The organism is Hymenobacter roseosalivarius DSM 11622, from assembly GCF_900176135.1.
In the GTDB taxonomy this organism is placed as follows: Bacteria; Bacteroidota; Bacteroidia; order Cytophagales; family Hymenobacteraceae; genus Hymenobacter; species Hymenobacter roseosalivarius.
On record NZ_FWWW01000076.1, the window covers coordinates 59,155 to 79,099 of the forward strand.

The 19,945-nt window shown below is 61.4% G+C and carries 9 protein-coding genes; 4 read left to right on the plus strand and 5 right to left on the minus strand.

Translation table 11 applies throughout. From position 1 onward, the window contains the following. Nucleotides 1–137: 137 nt before the first annotated feature. Nucleotides 138–1,865: a glycoside hydrolase family 10-like protein gene (locus B9A24_RS13695; RefSeq protein ID WP_234997273.1), complete on the plus strand. Its 1,728-nt coding sequence runs from the start codon at nucleotides 138–140 to the stop codon at nucleotides 1,863–1,865. Between the two features lie 244 nt (nucleotides 1,866–2,109). Here the strand turns inward: B9A24_RS13695 and B9A24_RS13700 are convergent, their stop codons facing one another. From B9A24_RS13700 to B9A24_RS13710, 3 genes are all read right to left on the minus strand, one after another. Then, nucleotides 2,110–3,399 (minus strand): hypothetical protein, encoded by a 1,290-nt coding sequence (locus tag B9A24_RS13700; protein ID WP_084446588.1) that lies wholly within the window; start codon nucleotides 3,397–3,399, stop codon nucleotides 2,110–2,112. A 50-nt stretch (nucleotides 3,400–3,449) separates the two neighbouring features. Next, nucleotides 3,450–5,003: a SusD/RagB family nutrient-binding outer membrane lipoprotein gene (locus tag B9A24_RS13705; protein WP_159452048.1), complete on the minus strand. Its 1,554-nt coding sequence runs from the start codon at nucleotides 5,001–5,003 to the stop codon at nucleotides 3,450–3,452. A gap of 145 nt (nucleotides 5,004–5,148) precedes the next feature. After that, nucleotides 5,149–8,271, minus strand: coding sequence for a SusC/RagA family TonB-linked outer membrane protein (locus B9A24_RS13710; protein ID WP_084446590.1), 3,123 nt, complete (start codon nucleotides 8,269–8,271; stop codon nucleotides 5,149–5,151). A gap of 455 nt (nucleotides 8,272–8,726) precedes the next feature. Between B9A24_RS13710 and B9A24_RS13715 the strand changes: the two genes are divergently transcribed. The 3 genes from B9A24_RS13715 to B9A24_RS13725 all read left to right on the plus strand — a co-directional run bounded on the left by B9A24_RS13715 (nucleotide 8,727) and on the right by B9A24_RS13725 (nucleotide 14,947). Next, nucleotides 8,727–9,905: an acyltransferase family protein gene (locus tag B9A24_RS13715; RefSeq protein ID WP_084446591.1), complete on the plus strand. Its 1,179-nt coding sequence runs from the start codon at nucleotides 8,727–8,729 to the stop codon at nucleotides 9,903–9,905. A 443-nt stretch (nucleotides 9,906–10,348) separates the two neighbouring features. Further along, nucleotides 10,349–13,555 carry a SusC/RagA family TonB-linked outer membrane protein gene (locus B9A24_RS13720; RefSeq protein ID WP_084446592.1) on the plus strand — a complete coding sequence of 1,069 codons (3,207 nt, stop codon included), beginning with the start codon at nucleotides 10,349–10,351 and terminating at the stop codon, nucleotides 13,553–13,555. Nucleotides 13,556–13,651: 96 nt separating this feature from the next. Beyond that, complete coding sequence (locus tag B9A24_RS13725) at nucleotides 13,652–14,947, plus strand: RagB/SusD family nutrient uptake outer membrane protein (RefSeq protein WP_084446593.1); 1,296 nt, start codon at nucleotides 13,652–13,654, stop codon at nucleotides 14,945–14,947. Between the two features lie 111 nt (nucleotides 14,948–15,058). Here B9A24_RS13725 and B9A24_RS13730 read toward each other — a convergent pair whose 3' ends face one another. Next, on the minus strand, nucleotides 15,059–16,684 hold the full coding sequence (locus B9A24_RS13730; RefSeq protein ID WP_200813923.1) for a 3-(methylthio)propionyl-CoA ligase: 1,626 nt from the start codon (nucleotides 16,682–16,684) through the stop codon (nucleotides 15,059–15,061). Nucleotides 16,685–16,808: 124 nt separating this feature from the next. After that, entirely contained in the window at nucleotides 16,809–19,934 is a 3,126-nt protein-coding gene (locus B9A24_RS13735) for a serine hydrolase domain-containing protein (RefSeq protein ID WP_084446594.1), read from the minus strand. Nucleotides 19,935–19,945: the final 11 nt, after the last annotated feature.

Genomic DNA, 19,945 nt, shown 5'->3' on the forward strand with positions numbered 1-19,945 from the left:
AATGTGCGTTTTGTGTCGGCTACGAGCGTTGAGCTATGTAATTTGCGGGCGTTTTACCCGTTTACGTTCCGATGTTCCGATTGCTTATCGCTGATTCTCGTGTTTGCTTTTCTCTAGTACTGCTATGTGGGCTCCTAATGGTGCCTATTGCCCGCGGCCAGAATGCCCCCCCGAAGCGGGAAATGCGCGGCGTCTGGATTGCCAGCGTCGAGAATATTGACTGGCCCAGTCGGCGCGGTCTTACGCCTGAGCAACAGCGCCGCGAGTACACGCAAATGCTCGATACGCAGCAGAAAAACGGCATTAACGCGGTATTCGTGCAGATTCGGCCCGCCGCTGATGCTTTCTACCAAAGCGACCTGGAGCCCTGGAGCAAGTGGCTGACCGGGCAGCAGGGCAAAGCCCCCAGCCCCGCCTACGACCCCCTGCCTTTCCTGATTGATGAAGCCCACGCCCGCGGCATGGAGTTTCATGCCTGGTTCAATCCCTACCGCGCCTCCCTCGACTCGGTGACGAGCAAATTGGCTGCTACTCACCCTTTTCGGCAGCATCCTGAGTGGTTTTTGCGCTACTCAGGTAAGCTGCTCTTCAATCCTGGCTTACCCGAAGTGCGCGCCTACATCAGCAGAGTCATTCTGGACGTGGTGCGCCGCTACGACATTGATGGGGTGCATTTCGACGATTATTTCTATCCATATCCCGAAGCTGGTCAGGTTATTCACGATGAAGTGGCCTATCAGCAGTACAACCCCGAACAGCTGAAGCTGGCCGACTGGCGCCGCCAGAACGTGAACCTGCTGGTGCGGGATCTGCACACCAATATTCAGAGCACGAAGCGCTGGGTGAAGTTTGGGATTTCGCCCTTTGGTGTCTGGATGAACCAAACCAGCAACCCCGAGGGCTCAGGCACGGCCGCTTTCGAGGGCTACTCGGGCCTGTATGCCGATGCTCGCCTCTGGATGCAGCAGGGCTGGGTTGATTATATAATGCCCCAGCTATACTGGAGCACCACCTTCAAGCCGGCTTCTTATTCTGTGCTGCTGGAGTGGTGGGCGCGCAACCGCTTCGACCGGCACTTGTATATTGGGCAGGGCGCGTACCGCATTTTTGAAAACGGTAAGCGCGACCCTTCCTGGCGCGACCCCACCGAGCTGCCCCGCCAGATTCGACTCAACCGCTCTTACCCAACGCAGGTAAGTGGCAGCGTGTTTTTTAGCTCCAAATCATTAATAGGCAACCCACTGCACGTAGCCGATACGCTGCGTCAGAACTTGTTCCGCTACCCGGCGCTGGTACCCACGATGCCGTGGCTGGATGCCGTGCCGCCCCGCGCGGCCCAGAACCTGATACTCACCCGCACCGGCCGCGCCGTAAGCCTGCTCTGGCAGCCCGGCCCCGCAGCCACCGATGGCGATGTGGCCCGCTACTTTGTAGTGTACCGTTTTGGCCCCAGAGAAACACCGGCCCCCGATGATCCGCGCCGTATTATAGCCCTGGTGCCGCGTCCGGCCAACAACCAGCCTGCTTTAGTCGATACCACGGCCCGGCCCGGCGTGGAGTACGCCTACTACGTTACTTCCGTCGACCGACTGCATAATGAAAGCCCGCCCGTGCGCGTGAGCACGGTAGCCGGCTCGCCGATGCTGGTGGCGCAGGCCCCACCCGCCGTACCCTCGGTACCATCCGGGCCGCCAGCTCCGGTGCAGCCACACGATGCCACGCCGCGGCCCACCCGGACCGTACCGCCTGTCACCCCTCGCCCCACCATCAGTCGACCCGCGACCAATACAGCCAGCAAAACCAAAGTGAAAGTGAAAAAACGCAAGCGCGGCGGCTTCTTAAAGCAGGTGTTCGGTGGACGGTAGGTGATTCTTCTTAGAGGCTGCGGTGGAGACGCATACTTGCATCTCGTCGTTGAACCAAAGGTCAGCGGGGCTGATGATTGGAATCATGTCATTCGAATTAAATAACATCAGCAACGATTGAGGCGCAATTATGCGCCTCTACCGCCAGCAGCCTCTCAGCGGTCTTGAAGATCACATAAGATCACAAAAAAGCCCCCCAGAAACTCTGGGGGGCTTTTTTATAAGATACTAAGGGAATGCAGGCTTACAGTGCCTTCACGGCCAGCGTCACGGCTACATCGGTAGCGGAAGTTCGGTTGATGCCCGTTACGGTGAAGATAGCATACTGATCGAGGCCGCGTACCCGCGCTATTACCACGTCGCCGACTACCACGTTATCGAGGGTCGTGACCTGATTAGCCGTTGGCGCGGTCAGGAACGTCTGCCGGATGCTGTTGAGGGTGGCCGAGGTGTAGGCCGCGGCCCCGCCCGTAGTCAGGCGTACAAAGCGAGTAGGCGTGGGGGCGGGGGTACCGGTAGTCGGGTTCAGCGCTTGCAGGCGTACGGCATTGCTGGCCGTATTGGTGATGGCCACGTCCTTGGTGCCGGCCGGGCCGGCGGCCGGTACGGTCGTGAAGGTGGTCAGGTCCAGGGCCGCCTGGTCGCCGCCGGTAGTGCCGGCGTAGGTGAGCGTGAGGGCGCGCGCGGCCGCCAGGGCCGTGGGCGGAGCGGGCGTGAGGGCATCGGCGGTGGCCGAGGCCGTGCGGGCGGGCGTACGCACCTTGGCCTCGAAGCGGAAGGTGACCGCCTGCCCGGCCGAGCCGGCCGGGATGGTCGCATCCACGTCCAGGGTGGTGGCAGCCCCGGTCTGAGCCCCCACGACGGGCAGGCGCTGCCGCAGCAGGCGGCGCTCGGCGGCGGCCCCTACCTTCACGTAGGTAACGAGGCTGTCGAGGTCCTTGTAGAGAATGCTGGTGGCCGGGGTAGTGGTGGTGGCGGCCGTTACGCCATTCACGTTCAGGGTCAGATTATAGCGCACCACGTCGCCGGCCACTACCGGGCCGGCGGCCGGGGCCGTCACGTTCGTTGCCCGGTTGATGCGGATGGTGGGCGTGGCCTCCGCTACGCGGAAAAAAGCCGACCGGGTGCGGGACTGCCCGTTCTGACTGACCACGCGCACATCCACCCGGATCTGGGCTTTGTTGGCCGCCGGCGGCACCACGTAGCGCACCACCAGCGTATCGGCCCGCTTGAGGCGGGAGAAGGCAGGCTGATAAGGAATGGTCTGCACCACCACCGAGTCGGGGCTGGGCTCTATTTTTTGCAGCACCAGGATTTCCCGCACCGGCGCGGTCTGCGCGGCGAAGTTCAGCTCCAGGGGCACGATTTCGCCCACGGCGTACTTGGTCGCGGGCGTAAAGTTGGAGTTGTTCAGCACGGTGGGGAACTGCGGCCCCACCTCGGTATAGTAAGTATCCAGCTCCTTGGTGCAGCTGGTCAGGAGGCCAGCCGCCGCCAGTAGCAGGGGCGTAAAACGCGTTAGAAAGTGCTTCATAAACAGGAATTAACTAAGCCAGAAAAAAGACGTGGGGGGCAAAATCAGCCCTAGGGCTGGTCCCACCACACGGGCAGGGCCACGTAGTCGGGCGCGTTGCCGCCCAGGCGCGCGATTTCGTTGGGGTTGTAGAGCACTTCCGTCGCGCCGGGCAGCAGGCGGCGCGGGAAGCGTACCCCGGCGGGGGAAGTAGGCGTGGCGGCTGTAACCAGGGCCGTATTCACGTTGCTGGGGGCCCGCAGATTCACGTAGATGGCGGGGCTGAAGTCGAAGCGGCGCATATCCGACCACGACTCCGGATTCAGGAACATGGCGATGTACTTCTGCTCCATGATGTTCTTCAGCTCCAGGGCGGCGGCATTCTGCGGCACGGCCGCGCTGGCCAGGTAAGCCGTAATCTGGGCCTCAGTGATGGGGGGATACGTCACGGTCGTAATCGTGGTGTTCGTGCCGCCCGTCCCGATTTTGCGCATGTGGGCCCGGATGCCTTCCTGAAACGCGGTGAAGGCCCGCGTACGGTTGCCGGCCCGGAACGCCGCTTCGGCCTCAATGAATTTGAGCTCGTGATAGGTAATCAGCTCAAAGTAGCCCAGGTCGCGGGCGTACCAGCTGGCATAAAAATCGGTGAGCTGCGAGCCCGGCGCCAGATTGGCGGTGGTGGCCGTGCCCACGCCGGGGTCGGCACCGGTGCTGGTGGCCGTGGCCATAATGGGCAGGCGCGGATCGACGACGCCAAACGTGCGGCCGTCCAGGTACTTGATCAGGTTGGCCGAAAAGGTTGCGGTCGCGAAGTTGTTGCGGGTGGTGCCAAAGATATTCGTGGTGTTCGTGAGCGGGGCCACGGCCACCTGAAACTGGAGCTGCGCATCGTCGGCAGTGGCCTTGAAGCCCTGATCAACCAGGGCCAGAATGGCGTTCGGGTCGTAGGAGGCCTTCTTGGTCAGATGGTGGTTCTGCCGGGCCTTGAGCGAGTACGCCAGCCTGATCCACTTGCCCACGTCGCCCCGGTACAGGATGTCGCCGCTGATGCTGGGCGAAGTCAGGTAGAGCGGACGGAAATTGGCCGAGGCCGGCTTGCTCATCTCCGTGATGCCCTCGTCGAGCAATTGGTTGATGTTAGCGTAAATCTGCTCCTGGGAATCATACTTGGGCGTGTAGTTCCGCGCGCCCAGAAAGGCCTCGGAGTAGGGAATGTCGCCGAACATATCGGTGGCGTGGCTCAGCAGCAGGGCCAGCATGATTTTGCCCGCCCCCACGTAGTACACCGAGCCCTCGGCCTGGGCCGCGGCAATCATGGGCGGAATATTGCCCCCCGACTGGAAGTAGGTGAAGTTGAAGGTGTTGGTGCTCTGCGCGTTGGTGTAGAAGAAGCCATCGACGGCGTTGTTGGCCGCGCGGCTCACCAGGTACTGGGTGATAAACGGGGTGCGCAGGGCCGTAAACATCTGGGTCTGCGCGCCGTTGGCGATAATGCTGGGCAGCAGAAAGTTGGGTGTCGCCGTGGTGGGGTTGTTCGGGTCGGTGTTCACGTCGAGGAAGTCCTCGCAGGCCGTGAGCAATCCGCCGCCCAGCACCAGGCCCAGCATAAGGATGAGTTTTTTCATATGAAGAAGCTGAAAGCTGAATTGTTGAATTGTTAAATGGCTGAATCTCCGTGGGCTGAATGATTGAGTGGCTAAATGGCTGTTGTTCCGTAGAGTCGTTGTAACGATTAACCATTCACCCATTTAACCCACAGCCATTTATCCATTAAAAAGTAACCCGTATGCCCATGTCCACGCCGCGCGTGGCGGGCACGCTGCCGTAGTCGAAGCCGTTGGAGCCGCCGCCGCGCACCCCGGCTCCCGCCGCGGAGGTTTCGGGGTCGGCCCCGCTGTAGTTGGTGAGCAGCAGCAGGTTGCGGCCCGTCACGCTCAGCTCCACGCCCTTGACGAAGGACCGACCAAAGACCGACGAGGGCAGGGCGTAGCTCAGGGTGGCGTAGCGCAGGCGCGTCCAGGAGCCATCCTCAATAAAGGCCGAGCCCACCGTACCCAGGATGTTCTGATAGTAGCCCTGGGTGAGCTCCACGGGGCGGGTATTGGCCACGTAGGAAGTAGAGCCGTCGGAGTTAGGCGTGGCAATCACGCCGTCGAACACCACTTCCTTGAAGCGGTCCGTCGTGCGCTCGCTCAGGCCGGTGCGGGTGGCAAACCAGTCGTTGCCGTTCACCACTTTGCCCCCCTTGCGGAAATCGAAGAGGAAGGTAAGCTGCAAGTCCTTGTAAGTGAGCGTATTGGTGATCTGAGTGGTGAAATCGGGAGCCCGGTTGCCCTGGTAGGTGAAAGTGTTGTTCACCAACGGGTAGCCCGTGGTCGGGTTGATCAGGATGCGGCCGTCGGGGGCGCGCTGCCAGTCGCTGGCTCCGATGGAGGTGAGCGGCCGGCCGGGGAAAGCGCCGCCCTGGGCGTTGTCGATGATAAAGGCGTCGGACTGGTATACTACCGTCAGTACGCTGGGCAGCTCCACGGTTTTGTTTTTGTTGCGGTAGAAGTTCGCGTTCACGTCCCAGTTGAACTTGGGCGTCTTCACCGGCGAGCCGTTCAGCGAGATTTCGAGGCCCCGGTTTTCTACGGTGCCGCCGTTGATGTACTGCAAAATAAAGCCCGTGGCCTGGCTCACGCGCGGGGCGATGAGCTGGTCGGTGGTGCGGGTGTAGTACACGTTGGCGTCCAGGCCGAGGCGGTTTTGCAGAAAGCGCAGCTCCAGGCCCGCCTCGTAGGAGCGGGTGCGCTCGGGAATGAGCAGGCGGTTGGAGCCGAAGAAGCCGTTGCGGAAGCCACCGCCGATGTAGGTGTTGGCCGCCAGCGGCGACTCCACGCGGTAGGGCCCCGTGTCTTTGCCCACCTCCGCGACGGAGGCCCGGATCTTCCCGTAGTTCAGGATGGGATTCTGCTCCAGGCCCAGGGTACGGGTAAACTCATAGCCCGCGCCGATGGAGCCGTAGCCGAAGCCCCGGCCGAAGGTCTTGTTCTGGTCGGGCCGCGGCAGCGTCGACGACAGGTCGTAGCGCCCGCTCAGCTCCACGAACAGCTGATCCAGAAACACGAGGCTGAGCTGGCCGAAATTGCCCACCAGCCGGCGGGTCACGTTGCTGGTCAGCGCGTTGCGGTTGACGGTGTTGTTGATGCTGACGAAATTGGGATTCTGAAAGATCAGGCCAATGATGTTGGTCGTCTCGTTCTGGTTCTGCTCGATGGTGTTGCCCAGGGTCAGCGTCCCGCGGAAGTTCTCGTTGAACTGGTGGCTGAGCGTGGCCAGAAAGTTGGAGTTCAGAATGCGGTTGGCGTTGGTGGTTTCGGCAATGCCGCCATCCTGGTTATTCACCAGCGAAGTGCCCACGGCCCGCACCGAGCGCACGCGCTCCTGGTAGAAGTCGGTGCCCAGGGTATAGCCAAAGCTCAGCCATTTGAAGGCCGCGAAGTTCAGGGACGCGTTGCCGATAAAGCGGTTGGTGCGGTCGGTCTGGGGGTTGCGCTCTACCGTGAAGTAGGGGTTGTCGGCGTCGGCGGCGCTGGTGGCCGCGCCCAGCAGGCGGCGGCGGGTGCCGTCCGGGTTGAGGTAGTTGCGCGTATCGTCGTTGCGGGGCCAGTTGAGCAGGCTCACCAGATAGCCCCCCGAGCCGCCGAACAGGCCGGGGCCCTGCACTGGCCGCTCGCCGCCCGAGTTCAGATAGTTGGCCGAGGCATTGGCCGTCAGCTTGGGCGAAATCTGCACCGTACCGGCCAGGCGCACCGAGGCCTTGTCGTACTCGCTGCGGGGCGTGATGCCCTTCGAGTCGAGGTGCTGCACCGACAGCAGGAAGCTGGCCCGGTCCGAGCCGCCGGTCAGGGTCAGGTAGTTCTGAAACGAGGTGCCCTTCTGATAGAAGTTCTGCAGGTTGTCGAACACCTCCTCGTTGGGGGCAAAGCGCGGCCCCCACGAAAGGCGGGTAGCGGGGTCAAAAATGCCCGCTGTCCCCTGCTTGTACTGGTCCTGAAGCCGGGGCAGCCGGTTCACCTCATCCACTGAAAACTGCGTGCGGTAGGTAAGGGAAGTACGGCCGGCCTGGCCGCTTTTGGTCTTGATAATCACGGCCCCGTTGGCGGCCCGCAGGCCGTAGAGCACGGCCGCGGCCGGCCCTTTGAGTACGGTCATGCTCTCGACATCCTCGGGGTTGATGTCGGAGGCGCGGTTGGTGGTGCCCACCGAGCGGCCCAGAATGCCGTTGAAAGACGAGCCCCCACCCGGCGCAATCGACTCGGCGAAGGAGGAGTTGTCCATAATTACGCCGTCAATCACGAACAGGGGCTGGTTGTCGCCGTCGAGCGAGGTGCCGCCGCGAATCACGATGGCCGCGCCCTCGCCGGGGCCGCCGCCCGAGCTGGTGATGTTCACGCCCGCGATTTTGCCCTGCAAGGCATTCACGATGTTGGGCTGGCGCGAGTCGATCAGCTCCTTGCCCTGCACCTGCTGAGCACTGGTGACCAGAGTGCGCTTCTCTTTCTCAATGCCAAACGCGCTGGTGACGTATACCTCCTTCAGATTGGTGCTGCTCGTGGCCAGGGCCACGTCGATGGTGCCATCGGTCGCCTGGCGCTCCTGGGCCGCGTAGCCGATGAAGCTGAACACCAGGGTGCTGCCTTCGGGCACGTTGGGGAGCGTGTAGCGGCCGTCGGCCCCGGTCTGCACGCCATTCGTGGTGCCTTTCACTATCACGTTCACGCCCGGCAGGGGCGAGCGGTCGTCGAGGGCCGTCACGACGCCCGTTACGGAGCGGCCGCCGGTCTGGGCGTGGGCCAGGGGCGGCAGCAGCCAGCCCAGCACCAGGAAAAACCATAGAAGTTTTTTCATTGAAGCGAAAAAAAGGTGAAAGAAGAAGGAAAAAAGCAGACGGCCGGAATCCGGTGCTCAAAGCAGTTGGATTCCGGCCGGAATAGCCCCTGTGCTCAGTGGGGGGCAAAACAGAGACAGCTACTGGTCTTCATAAAAAAGGATGATCTACTTAAAAAAACAAGCTGCTCAGGGGCCAAGTTGCGCTTTTATCAGACCACTCGATGAAAAGGTAGGGTTAAAACTAGAAACGTTGCGTGGGCTACACAACTATATCTGTAATTTTATTCAGCGCAGCTTCTCGTTTGAAAGGCGCATTTGTAGCCCGGAGTGGTACTCCGGGCTCACGCGCAGCGTGAAGCCGCGCGTGAGCAATCGTCAGCAAACGGTTGATTCGCGCTCCGCGCGAGCCCGGAGTGCCACTCCGGGCTACATTTATTCCAGGCTACATTTCCTGTACTCTTAACCCTGAACTCATGCAAACTACCACGCAGGCCGCCGTCGAAACTACCGGGGCCGAGCCGCTGGTGGAGGCCGCTGGCCCCGGCCGCCTCATCTCGCTCGATGTATTTCGGGGCCTCACCGTCATGGCCATGATATTGGTGAATAATCCCGGCAGCTGGGGCCACATCTACGCGCCGCTGGAGCACGCCCGCTGGCACGGCTGCACGCCCACCGACCTGATTTTCCCTTTTTTCCTATTTATCGTGGGCGTCAGCATCGTGTACGCCCTCGACTCGGTTAGGCGCGACGTGAGCCGCCATCCACAGCTGCTGACGCGCATAGCGCGGCGCGCGGCGGTGCTGTTTGGGCTGGGACTGTTTTCGGCTTTATTTCCCAGCTTCGTGTTCGAAACGGTGCGCATTCCGGGGGTGCTGGCGCGCATCGCGGTGGTGTTTCTGGTGTGCGGAACCGTGTTTGTCAAAACCGGCTGGCGCACCCAGGCGTGGCTGCTGGGGGGCATTTTGGTGCTGTATAACGTGTTGTTGCAAGTGGTGCCGGTGCCCGATTTCGGGCCCGCCAACCTGGAGCCAGCCACCAACCTCGGCGCCTGGCTCGACCGCCTGCTGCTGGGCGAAAATCACCTCTGGAAATCCAGTAAAACCTGGGACCCCGAAGGGCTGCTGAGCACGCTTCCGGCCATCGGGACGGGCCTGCTTGGGATGCTGGTGGGTCAATGGCTGCGGCTGCGCAATATGGAGCCGGCCGTCAAAGTAGCTTGGCTGTTCGTGGCCGGTGGGGCCGCTGTTGTGTTGGGAATGATCTGGAACGGCTGGTTTCCTATCAATAAAAGCCTGTGGACCAGCTCCTACGTGCTCTACACCGGCGGCATCGCGGCGGCTACGCTGGCCGCGCTCTACTGGCTCTGCGACGTGCACGGCTACCGCGCCTGGACCAAGCCTTTCCTGGTGTACGGCGTGAATGCCATCACCGTATTTTTCCTCTCTGGCCTGGTGCCGCGCCTGCTGCAAATGATTAAAATCCCCGCTGCCGGCGGTGAACCCGTGGGCCTGCGTACCTGGCTCTACGACACGCTGTTCGTGCCCTATTTCAGCCCCGTCAATGCTTCATTGGCGGGCGCCATCGTGTGCGTGCTGATCTGGTTGGGTGTGTTGTGGGTGATGTATTACCGGCGTATTATTATTAAAGTCTAAACCACGGATTCCGCGGATTTTTCGGATTCCGCGGATTTTGTGGACGGCTTGCGGATTTGCCTAAAAAAGCCCCAGAACATCTATGGGGCTTTTTTAGTCGTGGATTGGTTGTAGAGGCGCGTATTCGCGTCTCCTCGTTAGCTCCGCTGTCCTTCGGTTGCTGATGTTGTTTAGGCGAAATGTAGCGGTTTCTAATGTGCAGCGGCGCAGTTCCGGTCGTTCAACGAGGAGACGCGAATACGCGCCTCTACAGCGCCCAACAGCCAAACCTGGACGGCTATCCGCTGAAATAATATTGCCGTTTGGACCAAAGGAAGTTTGAAACAGCTGTTTTTTGGGCCCAGGAGCAAGTTTTAGTGTGTTTATATGATATTTTTTGCATATAATATCCATATTAGCGAGGTCTTGTCTTTTCTTTCTCTCCCCATTCTTCACTTTCTACTATGCGGAACACCTATTCCTTTGTGAGACTGGCTCTGGCAGTGAGCTGGCTTCTGGTGTGTATACTGCTGGGCAGCCAGGCCCAGGCCCAGACAACGGGCGACACCCAGCTCTACACCTTGCAGGGGCGGGTCACGGATGAGCAGGGGCAGGGGCTGCCCGGCACCACGGTACTGCTGAGCGGCACCACGCTCGGCACGGCCACCAACGCCGAGGGCGCTTACTCTCTGCCCGTGCAGGTAAGGCCGGGGTCTTACACTCTCACGTTTTCCTCTATCGGCTACAAAACCCAGTCGCGGCCCATCAGCCTGGGCAGCAGTCCCACCCTTACCACAGATGTTTCGCTGAGTGAAGCCCGGCAAAACCTGGACGACGTGGTGGTGATTGGCTCGACTATCAGCGTAAACAAGCGCGAGCTGGGCAATGCCATCAGCACGGTAACGGCCAAAGAGCTGGTGCAGAGTGGCACGGGTGGGGTTCTTACCTCCCTGCAAGGCAAAGTGCCCGGCGCGCAGATCGTGCAGAACTCCGGCGACCCATCTGGCTCTATGTCGGTGCGGCTGCGCGGGGTGCATTCCCTGGCCGGCTCCTCCGATCCGCTCTACGTCATCGACGGGGTAATTATCAGCAACGCCAGCACCAACGTATCGCAGCTAGCGCTGACCAACGATGTTGGGGGTGCCAACGTCGGCCAGAACCGCCTCGCCGACCTTAACCCCAACGATATTGCCAGCATCAACATCATTAATGGCGCGGCGGCAGCGGCGCAGTACGGGTCGCGGGCAGCCAACGGGGTAGTGCTTATTACCACCAAGCGCGGGCAAACTGGGGCCGCCCGGCTGTCGGTTTACTCCAGCGTCAGCGTGAATGAGCTGCGCAAATCGGTGCCGGTGAACACCTACGGCAAGCAGTTTGGCTTTACCGGCCTGCGCCTTTACACTATCGGGGCTCCTACGCCGGCCCAGATTGCCGCCAACCCCGGCACTACGACTACCGGCATCACGCGGGCCGGCGCTACTGCCCAGCTGGCTACTAATTTGGTAGATGTGACGCGCTACAACTACTTCGATGAGATTTTCCGGACCGGCTACGGCACCGATAATGGCGCTTCTATTTCCGGCGGCTCGGAGGGCACCCAATACCTGGTGTCGGTGGGCTACCTCAAGAATCAGGGCATTATCCGGGGCACCGACTTCCGGCGCTACAATCTGCGGGCGCGGGTAGACCAGCGGCTGACCAAGTGGGCCAGGGTGTCAGGGGGATTAGCGTACAGCAACAGCTTCTCGAATGAGAAAGCCAACGGCAACGTGTTCTACAGCCCCATCAACTCCATCAACATCACCAATAACATCTACGATATCAGGCAGCGGGACGCCAATGGCAACCTGCTGGCCGTGGAGCCGACCCGCGTAAACCCGCTGTCTACGATCGAGGATATGAAGTTTACCCAGGGCGTAAACCGCACCATCAGCGACCTGCAGATAAACCTGACTCCGTTCGCGGGCTTTTCCGTGGACTACGTAGTGGGCGTGGATGCCTTCTCCCAGGTGGGGCAGAACTACATCCGGCCTTATCCTTACCAAGCCACGGCCGGCCTGCCCCTGGCCCGCTATCCCTTCGGCTTCGCGGCCGACGCCAACAACTCCACTTTGCTGCTGAACTCGGACCTGAACCTGGGCTACGAGCGGGCACTGACGGAAAACTTCAAGGTGACCCTGCTGGCGGGCTATAGCTACCAGTACAGCCGTCAGGAGCTGTCGCGCACCCAGGGCCAGAACCTGGTGCCATTTGTCACGACCGTCAGTGGGGCCGCCAACAACACGGTGACTTCCAGCTTCGGCCGCAATCAATTCGATTTGAGCGGTGTCTACCTGCAGGGAACCGTGGGCTTCCGCAACCTGGCTTTCCTGACGGGCGCGGTGCGGCGCGACCGTTCTTCCATTTTCTCCAGCTCGGAAACCAACCAGTACTACCCCAAGGTGAGCGGCTCGCTGGTGGTGTCGGATATCGGCTTCTGGCAGAACGCGGGGTTTGCCAAGACTTTCTCTTCCCTGAAGCTGCGCGCCAGCTTCGGCGACGCCGGCAGTCTGGTCGGCAACGACCCGTATCAACGTTTCTACCAGTTTCAGCCCGTAGGCTTTTTGGGCCGGAATACCTATTTGCCCAGTGCTACGCTAGCCAACCCCCGTGTGCGCCCGGAGCGCATGCGGGAGCTGGAAGGCGGCGCGGATCTGGGCTTTTTCAGCGACCGGATAGCGCTGGGCTTCACGGCCTACCGGCAGACGACGCGGGAGCTGCTGGTGCCGCGCACCCTGGCCGCCTCGGTGGGCGGCTCTTCCATCGTGGATAACGTGGGCACCGTGCAAAACCGGGGCATAGAGCTGCAGCTGGGCGCGACGGTCCTCAAAACCACGGACTTCCGCTGGGACGTGACGGCCCTCTATAACCGCAATCGTAACAAGGTAGTGGACCTGCTGGGCAGCGCTGCTAACCAGGCTATTCTCGTTGATAACGTGGCCGGCGCGCCGGTCTACCTGCTCAACGGGCAGCCCGTGGGCGTGTTCTACGGCTCGGGCTACGCCCGCAATCCCGACGGCTCTTTGCTACTCACGCCCCAGGGCTTTCCTCAGGATGAGCGCACCACCGGCCAGACCGTGGGCTCGACCAGTTTCGTGCCCGCCCGCAACGCCGAAGGGCAGCCCAGCTACGCCCCCGGCACCTCCATCGCCAATGTGCTCATCGGCAACCCCAACCCCGACTGGACGGGCTCATTCGGTACCACGCTTACCTATAAGAAGCTTTCCCTGCGGGGCTTAGTGGATGCCGTGCAGGGCGTGGACGTATTTAACGCCGACAAGCGTACGCGGCAGGGAGTAGGATTGGGTGATCTGGCCGAGAAAGAGCTGCGGGGCGAACTACCGCGAGGCTACATCTTCGCCATTTATAATACCCAGGAATTTCGGGTAGATGATGGCTCGTTTGTCAAGCTCCGCGAGGCGGAATTGAGCTACACCTTGCCCACCATCAGCAAGTACATCAGCAACCTGAGTGTGTCGCTGATCGGGCGCAACCTCTACTCCTGGGATAACTACAACGGCTTCGACCCGGAAACCAGCGCCGGCGGATCCTCTGATTTGCTGCGGGCCATCGACTTCGGCAACATACCAGTGCCGCGCACCTACCAGCTCCGGCTTTCGGCCACGTTCTAGCTCTGGCTCAGTACTTTCCTGCCTTTTATAGGAATTGAAGGAAGCCCAGATACGAATCGGTTGTTTGCCGCTCTTTTATTTAACTCTGTCTTTGTCATGAAAAAATATAATCTCCTTTTCTTCCTGCTGCTCCTCCTCAGCAGCTGCGATAAAGAATACCGCAACCCCAGCTCGGCCAGTCAGGACCAGGTGGTGACGTCCTCGGACGGCCTCATTACGGTGTGCAACGGGCTCCAATACCGCTTTACCACGGGCGGCGCGCTCAGTGTGCTTTATAATACGGTAGCTGCCGGCGGCCTGAGCACCGGTGAGCTGCGCATTCTGAATGTGGGCAATATTGAGGAGTTCAATGTCAGCCTCGGGGCTGGTAACGTGACCAACGCCAACGGTGTGGTGCGCAACGTCTGGACTCAGAGCCAGCTGGTGAAAGCCAACGCCGACCTGGTACTGGCCAACGCCGGCAATGCCGGCGACGCGGGCACCCGTAGCGGCATCGTGGCCTACGCCTCTATTTTTCGGGCACTGGCGCTGGGCACGCTGGCGCAGTATTTTCAGCAGGCTCCGCTGGTGGTGCAGCCCAACGCGCCGTTCGTGGACCGCATAGCACTGCTCCAATCGGCGGTGGCGCAGCTGGAAGTGGCGGCTACCCAACTGGCGACTACGCCTGTTTCGGCCGACTTTAACGCCAAGATTGTACCTGGCATCGACATTCCTAACACCGTGCAGGCCCTGATTGCGCGCTACAGCCTGCTCGCCGGCGACTACGACAAGGCCCTGGCCGCCGCGGCCCGCGTGGACCTGACGAAGCGGTCGGTGTTTAACTTCGACGAAAACACCCGCAATCCGCTGTTCGAGGCCGCTTTTGGCAACCGCAACGTGTTTGAGCCCACCAATGCTTCCCTGGGTTTGACCGGCGCCCTGGCCCCCGACCCCGCCGACCGGCGCCTGCCCTTTCTCATCCGCACCAACCCGGCGGCCACCCAGAACCTCGGAACTGGTTTTTACACGGCCAACAATGCCCCGATTCCGGTGTACGTACCCGGTGAGATGCTGCTGATTCGTGCCGAAGCCTACGCCCGCAAAAATGACCTGGCCAACGCCGTGACCGAGCTGAACCGGGTGCGAACCAAAACGCCCGCCACCGATGTGTACGGCCTCGGGGCCGGCCTGCCGGCTTATTCTGGCCCCCAAACGGCGGCGGCTATTCTGCTGGAGATCCTGCGCAACCGCTACATCGAGCTGGCTTATCAGGGCTTCCGGCTCGAGGACAGCCGCCGCTTCGGCCGGCCCGGACCCGGCGCGGCCGGAGCCGAGCGCAACCGTAATTTCTTCCCCTATCCCCGCACGGAGCGCGAAAATAACACCGCTACTCCCGAGGACCCGGCTATCTGAACCACGGATTTTTCGGACGATTACTGTTTATAAAAAAGCCCCCCAGAGTACTTCTGGGGGGCTTTTTCTTGTACGTTAAATTTGCCCGCAAAATCTGCCTAAATCCGTGGTTCAGAAAGTGTAGCCAGCGAAATCCTGCCGGAGCTTGGTTTTGAGCAGCTTGCCAGTAGCCGTGTGGGGCAATTGGTCCACAAACTCCACCGCGTCGGGGGTCCACCAGCGAGCGATTTTGCCCTCGAAAAATTGTAGCAATTCCTCTTTGCTGACTTCCGCGCCCGGCTTGCGCACCACGATGAGCAGGGGCCGCTCGCTCCATTTGGGGTGGGGGATGCCGATGACGGCGGCCTCGGCTACGGCCGGGTGAGCTATGGCGTGGTTTTCCAGATCGATGGATGAAATCCACTCCCCGCCCGACTTGATGACGTCTTTAGAGCGGTCGGTGATGTGCATGAAGCCGTCGGGGTCGATGGTGGCTACGTCGCCGGTCTTGAACCAGCCGCTTTTCGTCAGCTCGCCCGGCGTGCCGGCCCGGAAATAGTCGCCGACGATGAACGGGCCGCGTACGAGCAGGTCGCCGAAGGCCGCGCCGTCGTGGGGTAGGGGCTGGCCAGCGTCGTCCACTATCTTCATGTCGACCCCGAAGATGGCCCGGCCCTGCTTGGTTTGGATAGCGAACTGCTCATCCTCGGAAAGCTGGACGTGCTTGGCTTTGAGGGTGCAGGCCGTGCCCAGGGGGCTGGTTTCGGTCATGCCCCAGGCGTGCCGGATTTCAATATTCAGCTCCTCGTCAAAGGCTTTGAGCAAGGCCGGCGGGCACGATGCGCCGCCCACGATCATGCGCCTGAGGGTAGTGAATCGCAGCTTTTTCTCCCGCATAAAGGTCAGCAGGCCAAACCAGATAGTTGGAACGCCGGCCGTGAAGGTGACCTTTTCCTGCTCGTAGAGCTCGTATAGGCTGGTCGCGTCGAGGCCGGGGCCGGGCAGCACCAGCTTGCAGCCGTTCATGGGGGCAGCGTACGGAATGCCCCAGGCATTGACGTGAAACATGGGCACCACGGGCAGCACCGTGTCGCGGGCTGAGCAGCTGAAGCAGTCGGGCAGGGAGGCGGCGTAGCTGTGCAGCAGGGTGGAGCGGTGGGAGTAGAGCACGCCCTTGGGCTCGTCGGTGGTGCCGGAGGTGTAGCAGAGGGAAGAGGCGGTGTTTTCATCGAACACGGGCCACTCGAAATCGGCAGATTGGGCAGCCAGCAGCTCTTCGTAGCACAGCAGCTCGCCGGGCAGGCTGGAGTCGGCGGGCATGTGGGCGCGGTCGGTGAGCAGCACCCAGCCGGCTACTTTGGGGCACTGGGGGGCTAATTTCTCGGCCAGGGGTAGAAAAGTCAGGTCTAGGAAGATGTAGCTGTCCTCGGCGTGATTGATGATAAATACCAGCTGCTCAGCGAACAGGCGCGGATTAATGGTATGACAGATGGCCCCCAGCCCCGACACCCCATAGTACAGCTCGAAGTGGCGGTGGTTGTTCCAGGCCAGCGTCCCAATCCGGTCGCCCATGCCGATGCCCAGGCTGCGTAACGCGTTGGCCAGCTGCTTGCTGCGCTGGTGGGCGTCGTGGTAAGTGTAGCGGTGGATGCCGCCCTCCGTCCGGCGCGACACGATTTCGGTGTCGGCGTGCCATTTGGCCGCGTGTTCGAGAAGCCCCGCGACGCGCAGGGGCTGGTTCATCATTAGGCCGAGCATAGGAGGCTGGGTTGAGTATTCTCCAAGCTAAGCAAAAATGGGGTTTGTTGCCTAAACTCCCGGTTTCGGGGGCCTCACCCCCCGCCCCCTCTCTAGGGCAGGGGGTGAGGCCCCCATTAGGAGGCTACTTTTCCTTCAGCACCGGCGACTCTACTGCCGCCCGCTGCCCCGCCTGCACGGCCTCGATAGCGACCTGCAATAAGTGGCTGCGCACACTCAGATCACTTATTTTGTTGTTGTTGCGCGTGGGATTGACGCGGTTGGAGAGGAATACGACTACCAGATCATACTGCGGATCGACCCAGAAGTAGGTGCCGGTGTAGCCGGTGTGGCCGTAGCTGCTGGGGCTGGCGCTTTTGGCGGAGTTCACCGACGGGTTGGCGGCGGGCCGGTCGAAGCCCAGGGCGCGGCGGTTGTCGGGGCAGAACTGGCAGCGCGTGTACTCGGCGATGGTTTCGGGCTTGATGAGCTGCTGACCGCCGTAACGGCCGTTCCAGGCGTATAGCTGCACTACTTTCGCCAGGTCGTTGGCGTTGCCGAAGAGGCCCGCGTGGCCGGAAATGCCCCCCAGAAGGGCCGCGCCCTCGTCGTGTACTGTGCCGTGGAGCTGGCCGTGGCGAAACAGGGAGTCGTACTCGGTGGGCGCGATGCGGCTCAGCGGAAAGCGGCGGGTGGGGTTGTAGCCCATAGTCGTCGCGCCCAGGGGCTTGTAGATTTCTTCCCGTACAAACTCATTCAGCGGCTTGCCCGAAGCCGAGCGCACGAACTGCGGAACCATAATAAACGACAAATCGGAGTACACGTAGCCCGGCTTCTCATTCAGCGGCGACTCGGCAATGGCCTTACGAATCCGGGTGGGGAAGTCCTTGCGGGCCCACAGGTTGGAGGCAGCCTGGTACGGAAACCGGGCCGACGAATCGGGGCGGAAAAACCGGCGGTTCAGCTCCGAAGGCTTGGTAGCCGATACCTTGGAAGCATCGGGGCTTTTGCCGAAAAGCTTATTGAAAATGCCGCGGGGCTTGGTGTAGTCTTTCCAGAACGGAATCCAGGCCTTGAGGCGGGCTTGGTGGGTAAGCACGTCGCGCAGCTTCAAATCCTGCTTGTTGGTGCCCACGAACTCCGGGTAGAGCTGGCCCAACGTCATATCGGGGTTGAACTTGCCCTGGTCCTGGAGGCGCATCAGGGCCGGCAGGGCCGCCGATACTTTGGTTACCGAAGCCAGATCGTAGATGTCGGTATTCTGCACGGGGCGCGGTTTTTTGCCCCCCAGGCGCGGGTTGTCGACGTAGTCGTGGGTGCCGTAGCTTTTGCGCAGCACTACCGTGCCTTTGCGGGCAATAAGCACCTCGCCGCCCGGAAACGCCTGCGCCGCCAGCGCCTGCCGCATCATCGAATCAATGCGGGCTTCGAGGTTGCCGCTCATGCCTACAGCTTCGGGGTAGCCGTAGCTCAGGCGCAGGCCGCCCTGGGTAGTCAGGCCGAAGCCGCGCGGGTATTGGTCGGAGATGGTGACGGGCAGCTTACCCGCGGCCCCGATGCCGCCAAATAGCAGCTGAGCGGTCAGTTCCTGGGCGTTTTTGCTTTCCTGGTAGGCCAGCACCACGGCGTCGGCGCGGGCCAGGTCGCGGACCTTCGCCACGGCGTAGGCGCTGCCAAATACGCTCACCACGATGCGCTGCCGGGCCGACGCCAACTCGCGCAGCAGCACGTTGGTTTCCGGCGTCACGCCGAAGTTGGTAGCCGGCAGGCGTCCCAGATTATTGAGGCCGACGAGCAGCGTATTGTAGCCTTTCAATGCCTCGCGCAGTTTCACCAGCTCATCCAGCGAAGGCGTGGCCGACAGCCAGAAATGGTCGGCGGGGGCGTAGTCCGTCACCATACGCTGGAAGTCGGTGGTGTCTTTGGTACCAATGGTGATAGTGGCCAGGCGCAGCGTATCGAGGCGCTGCAAGGGCAGCAGGCTTTTCTCGTTGCGCAGCAAGGTCAGCGACAGCTCGCTCAGGCGCTGGCTCAGGTAGTTGGCGTGGGGCGTGTTCAGGTCCTGGTAGAGGTTTTTAAGGTCGATGGGCTGATACTTGTTCAGGCCCGCCCACTCCTTCAGGGCCAGCACCTTGCGGCAGCGACGGTCGATTTCTTCCTGGGTAATCTCACCGCGATTAATGGCCTCCCGAATCATGGTGAGGGCCAGCGGGATGTTTTTGGAGAACTCCAGAATGTCGTTGCCGGCCAACAAAGCGCGCAAATCGGCGTCGCCGGGCGGGTAGGTATTAATGACGCCCTTCATGTTCATGGCATCGGTGAAAATGACGCCTTCAAAGCCCATTTTCTCCTTCACCATGCCTGTCACGATGGGCTTAGAAAGAGTGGAGGGCATGCCGGTGCTATCGAGGGCCGGAATATTGAGGTGGGCAATCATAATGCCCCCCAGGCCGCGCCGCATCAGGTCGCGGAAGGGAAACAGCTCCAGGGTATCAATGCGGCGCTGGTCTACCCGAATCAGGGGCAGAGCCAGGTGGGAATCGGTGTCGGTGTCGCCGTGGCCGGGGAAGTGCTTGGCGACGGCCAGAATGCCGTTGTCCTGCATGCCGCGCATGTACTGGTAGCTTTTGGCCGTCACGTTCTCGCGGCTGTCGCCCCAGGAGCGGAAGCCGATGACGGGGTTGGCGGCGTTGTTGTTCACATCCACCACCGGCGCGAAGTTGACGTGCATACCCGTGCGCTTGAACTGGCGGGCAATTTCGGCCCCCATCTCATAGAGCAGGGCCGTATCCTGCTCCCCGCCCATACTCATCTGGTAGGGAAAGCGCGTGGTGCTGTCCAGGCGCATGCCCAGGCCCCACTCGGCATCCATAGCCACTAGCAGCGGCACCTTAGCCTGGGCCTGGTAGCGGTTCAGCAGCTTACTCTGCCGCACTGGCCCGCCCTGGAAAAAAATAAGCCCCCCAACGCCATGCTGCTGCACCAGCTGCGACACTGAGTCCTCATCGATGCGCGTGCGGTTGGAGTAAGCCGCCACCATAAACAGCTGCGCCACCCGCTGATCGGGCGTGAGCGTGGCCATCACCGAATCAACCCACCGCGACTTGGCCGCCTGGGAGGCAAAAGGTACGGGGGCGTTGAGCGGTTTGGCCGGGGCGACAGTTTTGGTTTTCTTTCTGGCTGACTGGGCGCGGCGCTGGGCCGAAGCATCAACCGGGCTCAGCAGCACCAGCAGCAGCCCCAGAAACGGGAAAAAGCGGAGGAAGGACAAGATAGATATGA